Source organism: Streptomyces sp. NPDC002206 (assembly GCF_053593595.1).
In genome coordinates this window covers 313,156-321,933 of sequence record NZ_JBSFCW010000007.1, presented here as the reverse complement: position 1 = coordinate 321,933, position 8,778 = coordinate 313,156, and the positions used below count along the sequence as shown (strand labels likewise).

Sequence of the window (8,778 nt, the reverse complement as noted above, 5' to 3'; positions counted from 1 at the left end):
GGCGGTTCGACGAGGGTCGCCACATTCCGCAAGACGAGTTCTTCACGGCAGGCAGCGGTCAGAGCGGTGCGCAGCACCCGGTGCGATTCCTTCGCGGTTGCCGCGGTGGTCTGCTGCTCCAGGCGGACGAGGAGGCGCCGGACATCGGAAACGCTCAGCGATTCGAGGCGCTTGGACCCGAGCATGGGCACCAGATAGAGCCGGACGTGAGTCTCGTACTTCGCGTACGTCGTGCGCTTGCGGCGCGGCTTGATGATGTTGTTGAGCCAGTAGGGCAGCCACTCGGAGAGCCTGGCCGAGCGGGTGGGGACGGGGACTCCTTGGTCGACCTTGTCGAGTAGTTCGCGGCGCTTGGCGTCGCACTCGGCCCAGGTCTTGCCGTAGGCGAACTTGCGGGCGCGGGTGCCGTCCGGCTGGGGGACGTAGACCGCGGCTTGATACCGGCCGTCCTTGCGCTTGGTGATGGTGCCCGCACCATTCGGGTTGCGCTTGCGCTGGGAAGGCATCAGGCCGCTTCCTCGATCTCGTGGACGATGAAGTCCCGTACGGCGTCGGTGGGGATGCGCCGGGACCGGCCGATGGTGATCGAGGTCAGTCGGCGCGAGCGGATCAGGTCTTGACGCCCTGAACCACGCCCGCTCCACGGTGTGTGGGCCGAAGGCGGACGGGATGGGAGCTGAGGAGGGTGGTGGGTTGGGGATGCGGTTGTAGCGGGTGCCCGCCGAAGGCCTGCAGCGATATCGCGAGCCACACCTTCACCGCCTGCCTCAACGGTATGAGGTCGCGCCCTCTGCCGGGCTCGGCGTGGCTTTGTGGATTGCGCTGGGGATGTAATGAGTCGTCGGTGGTCACCGGCGGGGATCTCCGTTCGTGAGAAGGCAAGCGTGCGGTGAGGGTGCCTGTTTACAGCTCGGATGGCCTGCCCCGGGCTTTGATGTAACCGTGGTCGCATCACCTGTCGGTAGGGGGCAAGGAAGAGGACACAGCGATGAAACACGGCACGCCCCTGCGGCTCGCGGCAGCGGCCGGGACGGCGCTGCTGGCGGGCGCCTGCTCCACCGCCAGCGGTCAGAGCGCCGGGCCTGACGACAGCGGGCCCAGCAGCTCGCCCAGCGCCTCCGGCCAGGCGGCCGAGCCGGTGAAGACCAGTGCCGGGGACTGGAAACCAGTGGCGAATGCACTGGGCCGGGAGGGCAAGCTGATGGGCCAGACGGTCTACCGGATCGGTTTTCCCCGCGGCGATCTGAAGGTCACCTCCAAGGGGGTGCAGATCAAGCCCGGCCTTTCGCTGGGCTCGTACGCGGCGTTCGCCCGTTACGGCGACGGGCAGACGATGGCGATGGGCGACCTGGTGGTCACCGAGGACGAGCTGCCGAAGGTCACCGACGCGCTGCAGAAGGCGGGCATCGCCCAGACGGCGTTGCACAAGCACCTGCTTGCTCAGGACCCACAGGTGTGGTGGACCCACTTCCACGCCCAGGGCAAGGACCCGGGCAAGATCGCGAAGGGTCTCAAGACCGTCCTGGACGCCACCGGCACCCCGCCTGCCAAGCCCGCACCTTCACCGGGCCCGATCGACCTGGACACCGCAGCGATCGACAAGGCGATGGGGACCAAGGGAACGAACGACGGGGGGATTTACAAGTTCTCCTTCGCCCGCAAGCAGACCGTCACTGCGAGCGGCATGGTGCTGCCCTCCGCGATGGGCGTCACCACCGGGATCAACTTCCAGCCCACCGGAGGCGGTAAGGCCGCCGTCAATGGCGACTTCGCCATGACCGCCGGCGAAGTCCAGAACGTCATCAAGGCCCTGCGTGCAGGTGGCATCGATATCGTCGAGATCCATAACCACGCCTTGGACGACAACCCGCGCCTGTTCTACATGCACTTCTGGGCCAACGACAATGCCGCCAACCTCGCTAAGACCTTGAAGAAGGCAGTGGACCAGAACGACGTCAAGCCCGCCGGCTGACCCCCTGGCCACCGGGGTGCCGGGGTACCGCGTTCACCGAGCGCGGGCCCCGGCCGCTCGAAGGAACCGGGCAAGACACGATGTGCCGTACCCGCCGCCCGGCGGACCCCGGCGAACGGAGTGTGCCCCGGTGACCGACGGACCCGGCCAGGCGGGCATTTTGTCAAGACCGCACGCGGCAACTGACATCAACGACTGACACCAACAAGCGCGAACAGCAGCGGCCGGCGCTGAACCTCAGCGGACCATCAGCCGAGGCTCAGAACTGGTTGGTCGACGTCGAAAGTCCGACATGATCGACCTGATAAGGATGAGGCCACAGCTCAAAGCTTGTGTTCAGCGCAGGGCGCCGCCGACAACCTATGGACGGCGCCCCGTTGGCTTCCCTCGGGCATTGAGGGGATTTTCGGATCAGACTCCACACCGACCGCGATCACATCTTGCGGAGCGGTAGAGGCTCACGTGTACGTTGCCCCCATGGGGGAGACCACGAACAGACGAGCTCAGCCGCCCGTCGCAAGGTCGAACCGCCATCGCGTTCTCGGACATCCGGGCGTTCACTTCGCCCTCGGGACAGTGGTCGTGGCGCTTGGCACCTGGTGGTTCCTCGTCCCGGCGGTCCGGGACACGATCGACCTGGAACATGGCGTGCGCGCGGTAGCGACACTGCAGGAGGAACCAGCGGATTGCTCCGGGGGATGTCCGGTGGCGTTCGACGCAGCTGGCACCTCTGTTGTGGGGAGGCTTCCGGCGTATCAGCTGATCAAGAGGTTCCACGAAGGCTACTCAGTGCCGATCAGATATCAGCCGGAGCACCCCGAACGGATCGCGCTTGAGGACAGCATCGGCATGGGCCCGATCATCTTCACGTCGATCCTCCCTCTTCTGGGGCTCCTGATGATCACGCTTTCCTCGGCCGTGTGGATCCGTTCCTGGCGCCGTCGACTGCGAACGCCGTAGACCCCGGGAACGGAGCCACGCGTTCCTGAAGGCTGGAGGGTCCAAGCGTAGGCGGCGGTAGGCCTGCGGTCGCCGGTGATGCGGTACAGCAGCGAAGTACAGCAACCCCAACAACCGGCAGGGCCCAACACCGGCCCTCATGGGCCTCGTGGCAGCCTGTATGACCTTCAATGACCGATTGAGGTTCCCCCGTTGGGCGGGAGTGGATGACTAGCTGGTCAGGGCGGGTTGACGTGGTTTCAGGTTCACTGGTTCGGTCGCTGCCTGGTCGACGTAGCCCCTCCGGCGCGTTTCGGCTTGGAAACGAGGTGTCCTGAGCGTGTCTGCGGCCCTCGGCGGGGTGGCCTTGGGTGATTGGGTGGCGGTCGCGAACAGCGTTCGCTGCCCGGCGAGGCAGGCGCGCATCCCGAGTGCGACGGCGAGGTGGGTCTTGCCGGTGCCCGGTGGTCCGAGCAGGATCACGTTCTCGCGGGCGGTCAGGAAGTCGAGCTGTTCGAGGTGCTCGACGGATCCATCCACATGACCTGCCAACCGTGGCCGTCGAGGTCGAAGAAGCTGCGTGAGTACATGAAGCCGTGGTCCTCGGGGCCATCCGCCTCGGAGCCGCCCGCGGCGAGCGCAGCCTCGGCGACCGTGTCAACCTCATCGCGGGCTGACACGCTGAAGCAGTAGAGCGCCAGCGTGTGCGTGGTGGGATCGGCCATCGGCAGCTTCGCGAACTGCGCGAACGTCTCGTGGCTGAGCAGCATGACGGAGGCTTGCTCGCCGACCAGCATGCAGGCGGCGGTCTCGTCGGTGAACATCGGGTTGTAGCTGAACCCGAGCCGCGCGAAGAACGCCTTGCTGCGCTCGATGTCCGCCACGGGGATGTTCACGAACAGCATGCGGCCGGCGTGTGCGGGAGTGGTCATGGTGGGTCTCCAGTCCGAGGTTCGATGGTGTACGCCGGGGTAGACCGGCCCAGCCTGCGGAACTCATCGGTGGATTTCGGAACTCGCATCGGGCGACAGGCCGAAGCCGGGGGGAACAGCCGTCAAGGCCGGTTGAAAAGTCGACCAGTCGCGCGCGCCGTAGCGGACCCCTCCGGCGCGTTTCGGCTCGGAAACGACGCGTCCTGAGAGTGTCTGCGGCAGATCACGGCCCCAACGCCGTTCCCTGCCCAGCAGGTCCACAGACTGCCGGCCGCGCCGCAAACTTACGGCCATGCTCACTCGCCAAAATCACCACCGAGGCGTCGGGATTTCCGTACCATCCGTCTATGTTGCGGGCCTTGGATGACGAAACCCCCATCAGCGTCAGCGCGTGGCCAGGCTTGCTTTACATCACCGAAGAGACCGTTGCCACGTGCGAGCGCATTTACGATCAGATGGAATCACCTCAGGGGCAGTCAAGGACTGGAGACAACTGCAGTCTCAAGAAATTACCGAACTACTGGCCAAAATTCGCCAGCCCAAAGATGAGTAGACACATATAAAGCCCACTGGCAGGCTGGCCACTGTTTGAACTGGGTCGAAGGTGATCGGGATAGACGAAGCGGCCCAAAAGGACACATCTCCGTCACTCATCCGCTCGGTAGAACTCGATGTCCTTGTTGACGAACAGGTGCACGTATCCGCACTGCCAACAGATCAGGCCCGTGGCGCTCTCGTCAGCCCAGGCCAACTTCAGGAACTCCATCCCGGTGCTGTTGAGCAGGACACCCCGTTCTCGGAACAGGTCACCCTGGCAGACCAGGCACTCGAGCCAGACATCCCCCAGTGCTGCTCGTACCGGCTTCGCCATCGAGTGAACGCCCCCGTCCTTGCCGTGTGGAGAGAACGAGACTACGTGGTAGCGCGGGCCGCTCACAGCCCGCATGAGCGCAGTAGGGTCGCTTGCATGGCTCTCGGGCCACTTGGGGATCACTGGGATGCGGCCCTGTGCCACAGCCGCGCCAGATCGGGCGGGGACTCACGGGGAACTGCGGCTGTGTGCGAGTGCCCGTCGCCGAACGAGGGGCGCCCTTCCCCGCAGCCAGCGCTGCGGGGAAGGCGAACCTGGTAATCGGTCAGCGGCGCCGTTGGAGGAGACGGTCCATGTGCCCCATTGCTTCGCGCCGATTCTCGTCGGAGACGTGTGTGTAGATGTTCATCGTTGCGGCGATCTGTGAGTGCCCCAGGATCTCCATCACTACCCGCGCCGACACACCAGCAGCGAACAAGAGCGTGGCGCATCCGTGCCGAGCGTCGTGCAGACGAATGCGGCGCAGCCCCGCATCCTCCGTGATGCGCTCGAACGACCGGCTGAGGTTTCTCGGCTCGATCGTCCGCCCGGTCCTAGCCGTGAACACGTAGTCGCTGTTATGCCAGGCCTGCCCTGCGGCGAGGCGCTGCGCGGCTTGACGGAGACGCTGCCAGCGCAGCGGCGCCACGCACATGAGCGGCACGGGGATGGCGCGGGTACGACGGCTCTTGGTGGAGTCCGCGTACAGCTCTTTCTGCAGCCGCTGGATCTGGTTCCGCACGGTGAGCGTGCGGCGCTCCAGGTCGATGTCCGACCAGCGGAGTCCAAGAACCTCTCCTCGCCGCAGCCAGTGCGGTCTCGTAGTCGGCGGGGCTGCGGTAGCCGAGGTTGCTGTGCAGTAGGCGCAAGTTGTACCAGCTCTCGATGAAGTCGAAGATCGCGGTTCGGGCCAGAGTCCGGCTCGGCCAGGGCTTCGTGTCGAGCAGTTCCCGTTTGATCGTCGCGAAGAAGGACTCGGCGAGGGCGTTGTCCCAGCACCGGCCGGTGCGGCTGACTGAGAGAAGAACGTCGAACTCGTTGGCCAGGGCGGCGAATTGCTGGCTGGTGTGTACTGCCCGGGCTCAAGTGGTTGTCGCAACACCGGCTTCTTGGATCAAGACCGGGCGCGCAGTGGTGCGATGCACTTGTGGCCTCGACAGCGGCATCGTGGCAGAAGCCCAGGCAGTGCAGATCGCCGATGATCACCGCCGGACGACCGCGGAAGCCCGTGTCCAAGACAGCCGATCACTGTGATCATCGCGCCGCTCGGCGAATGAGCGCGAGGAAGGTCCTGCAGGGGGCGTGAGGGCGCGGGCGCAGTCATGTGCGTCGGATGACCAGCACGGCCACGTCGTCGAGGTGGTCCACCGCGACCGCGGCGTCGAGGATGCGGTCGGCGGTCTCCTCGGCGTTCAGTCCGTCGTGGAGGGCTGCGCCGGCCAGTGTTCCGGCTCGCTCCAGTCCGGCTTCCAAGGTGAGGCCCGGTCCTTCGACCACGCCGTCGGTGACCATGACCAGCGCGCTGTCCTTGTCCAGGGTGAAGGTCTCCTCGAGGTACTCGGTGTCGGGCACGACTCCCAGGACCGGCCCGCCCGGCAGCTCGTGGATGCTGTGGCTGCCGTCCTTGCGCGCGTACAGCAGCGGCACGTGGCCGGCGCTGGTGCCGGTGACCTGTCCGTCGCATGGATCGATGTGCAGCATGGTGCAGCTGGCGAATCGTGCCGCGCCCATCGTGACGAGCAAATCGTTGATGCGCGTCAGCACGGTCGCGGGATCCGGCTCGTGGGCGGCGATCGCGCGCATGGAGGCGCGCACCTGTCCCATGGCTGCGGCAGCGTCCACGTCATGCCCCTGGGCGTCGCCGATCTCCATTGCGACCGTGCCGTCGGGCATGGCAAAGGCGTCGTACCAGTCTCCGCCGATGTCCAGCCCGTCCCGGCTCGGTCGGTAGCGGGCGGCGACCTCCAGGCCCGCGAGGTGCTCGGGCAGCCTGGGGAGCATGGTCTGCTGCAGCGCCGTGGCCAGCTCGACTCGTGCCTGCTGCAACCTGATGCGCCGCAGTGCCTGGCCTGCCAGGTCGGCCAAAGTACCCACGAGGGTCCGCTCGTCCAGGGACGGCCGGTGCCCGCTGCCGTAGGTCACCAGCCACGCCCCGAGCGGTTGATTGCCAGGCTCGATGAGGGGCATGATCGAGGCGGCGTAGTCGGAGCCGAGTCGGCCGAGCCGCGGATATTCGGCCCCGTGCGGCCAACGGCGGATGTAATCCTCCCGGTCGGGAATGAAGTAAGACTTGCCGGTGCGGATCGCTTCGGGCAGCGGGCTCGGATGGTCCAGCGACATGCCGTGCAGGACGTCGACCTCCGACATGGCTATCCCGGCATCGGTGGAGACACGCAGGCGGCCTTCGTCGACGAGCGCGAGCAGGGCGCCGCTGGCGCCGAAGGTTGCTGCGAGCCGGGTCAGGACGACCTGCTGCAGTTCCTGCTCCGTGGCTGCGGTGATCAAGGCGGAGGAGAAGTCGGCGATGTCTTTGGCGCGCTGTCGTTCGGCAGTAAGCGCGGCCTGCGCCTTCTCCCTTCGTTTCTCGTGCTTGGTGTCGTCGCGGACCATTCCCAAGATCCGCTCGGGGCCGCCATACCCCAGCTGGATCCGACGGGTCTGGGCGGCCAGTTGGTGCCAGCCCTCGTGCTGGGGGAGGTACCGCAGCCTCACCCAGGAGGACTGGGTGGAGGCCGAGCGCACCAGCTGCCGCAAGGCCTCCCGGTCGTCAGGGTGCACTGCCGACATCACTGTGGAAAGCGAAATAGTGGGATCCGGAAAGAGCGCCGCCAGGGCGGGTGCGCCACCGAGCCACTCCAGCTGGTGCTCGTGGGGTGAGTACATCCACAGGCCTAGGTGGGCGGCCGTGGTGGCCAGCCGGAACGGGATCACCAGGCTGGCCAGGTCGTTCCGCGCATCCAGTGCGTGCACCCAGACCAGTTGCTCGTCACTTGCGGGATCCTTCACTTGCCGCGCCTCGATCAAGCAGGCGACGGGTGCTCCGCCTGGCCCGGGGAAGTCCAGCACCCGCATCGCGACCGTCTTCGTCTTGGCGGCGTGGGCCACGAGACTGTCGGCCGACATCCGCTGGCTTGCGGGCCACAGATCACCGAAGTCACGTCCGAGGCACTGCTCACCGAAGTCACGTCCCAGGCACTGCTCCGCCGGCCTGCCCAGCGCGGTGGCCATCGCAGTGTTGAGGTTGCGGATGGCACCGCCCAGCGTCAGAAGAGCCGCCGGGTCAGCTCCTCGAAGGAATTCGTCCGAGGCGTCCATCTGTGACTCCCTGGAAAATACCAAAACAGCCTCTACAGCCATTTTCGCGCATTTCGCCACGACGCGTCGGTAACTTGGTGTGTCTGACCGCCCGCGTCGAGCGACGACGGCAGGAACCCGCTGAAACGGTAGACGGCCGCCCGTGACGATGGGGTCGACGGAGCTCGGTCGCGGCACAGCAGCGGAGTACAGCAACCCAGCAATGGCCCATGGCCTGTAGCGTCCCTTGGAGACTTCGACGCGACCGCTATGGCCGCCGTTGACCGATCCACATAGAGCTACGGATCAGAAGTTCCCCGTGCCACAACCCCGCCAGATCTGGCGGGGACTCACGGGGAACCGCGGCTGCCTGAGGGGGAAGCGGTGCTCGCGACGAGTCTCACCAAAGCACCAGCGCCCTCCCGGGCCGTCCTGGGGCCGTGGAAGGGCGCTCAACGATGACCAACGTCGACAACTGCCGACAACTCAGCAGCAGGTCAGGGCGTTGATCGATAGGACGGCGGCAGGTCACGGCCGCCGATGGTCAGACGTGGCTGATCAGACGGGGATCCAGTCAGGCCACTGTGGCGGGACGTTACTCACGGGGCAGAGGCCAGAGTCGCCGGGATAGGCGTCCAGCGTCCCTTGGGTCGCGAAGAACCACCATGCCGGCCACACCGTCGCAACGACCACCAGTAGCGTCGGCAGTGAAACACGGACGGCCATTGGCGCGCGAAGCACCAGGCGTCGGCCGATGGCCCGCGCCACGAGTCCAACGAGTGCTTCGGATC

6 protein-coding genes and 4 pseudogenes are annotated in these 8,778 nt (G+C 66.2%); 2 read left to right on the top strand and 8 right to left on the bottom strand.

Translation table 11 applies throughout. From position 1 onward, the window contains the following. Together ACWCP8_RS17020 and ACWCP8_RS17015 are read right to left on the bottom strand one after the other, a co-directional pair. A partial coding sequence (locus tag ACWCP8_RS17020) for a tyrosine-type recombinase/integrase (protein WP_451116612.1) occupies nucleotides 1–506 on the bottom strand: 506 nt, incomplete at its 3' end. Further along, nucleotides 506–616: pseudogene (locus tag ACWCP8_RS17015) on the bottom strand (excisionase); the annotation flags it as partial. The gene ACWCP8_RS17020 and the pseudogene ACWCP8_RS17015, both read right to left, overlap by 1 nt. 372 nt (nucleotides 617–988) lie before the next feature. Between ACWCP8_RS17015 and ACWCP8_RS17010 the strand changes: the two are divergent. Together ACWCP8_RS17010 and ACWCP8_RS17005 are read left to right on the top strand one after the other, a co-directional pair. Then, on the top strand, nucleotides 989–1,972 hold the full coding sequence (locus ACWCP8_RS17010; protein ID WP_352267000.1) for a DUF1259 domain-containing protein: 984 nt from the start codon (nucleotides 989–991) through the stop codon (nucleotides 1,970–1,972). A 477-nt stretch (nucleotides 1,973–2,449) separates the two neighbouring features. Beyond that, complete coding sequence (locus ACWCP8_RS17005; RefSeq protein ID WP_451116610.1) at nucleotides 2,450–2,932, top strand: hypothetical protein; 483 nt, start codon at nucleotides 2,450–2,452, stop codon at nucleotides 2,930–2,932. 369 nt (nucleotides 2,933–3,301) lie between these two features. On the opposite strand, the pseudogene ACWCP8_RS17000 reads toward ACWCP8_RS17005, so the two are convergent. The 6 genes and pseudogenes from ACWCP8_RS17000 to ACWCP8_RS16975 all read right to left on the bottom strand — a co-directional run. Continuing rightward, a pseudogene (locus ACWCP8_RS17000) lies at nucleotides 3,302–3,439 on the bottom strand (ATP-binding protein); the annotation flags it as partial. After that, the gene (locus tag ACWCP8_RS16995; RefSeq protein WP_451116608.1) at nucleotides 3,409–3,843 is read right to left on the bottom strand and encodes a VOC family protein; all 435 of its coding nucleotides are present in this window, start codon (nucleotides 3,841–3,843) and stop codon (nucleotides 3,409–3,411) included. The pseudogene ACWCP8_RS17000 and the gene ACWCP8_RS16995, both read right to left, overlap by 31 nt. A 646-nt stretch (nucleotides 3,844–4,489) precedes the next feature. Next, complete coding sequence (locus ACWCP8_RS16990; protein WP_451116606.1) at nucleotides 4,490–4,714, bottom strand: hypothetical protein; 225 nt, start codon at nucleotides 4,712–4,714, stop codon at nucleotides 4,490–4,492. 265 nt (nucleotides 4,715–4,979) lie between these two features. After that, a pseudogene (locus ACWCP8_RS16985) lies at nucleotides 4,980–5,501 on the bottom strand (tyrosine-type recombinase/integrase); the annotation flags it as partial. Between the two features lie 67 nt (nucleotides 5,502–5,568). Next, nucleotides 5,569–5,739, bottom strand: a pseudogene (locus tag ACWCP8_RS16980) (integrase core domain-containing protein); the annotation flags it as partial. Nucleotides 5,740–6,013: 274 nt separating this feature from the next. Then, nucleotides 6,014–8,050, bottom strand: coding sequence for a SpoIIE family protein phosphatase (locus tag ACWCP8_RS16975; protein WP_451116604.1), 2,037 nt, complete (start codon nucleotides 8,048–8,050; stop codon nucleotides 6,014–6,016). Nucleotides 8,051–8,778 lie beyond the last annotated feature (728 nt).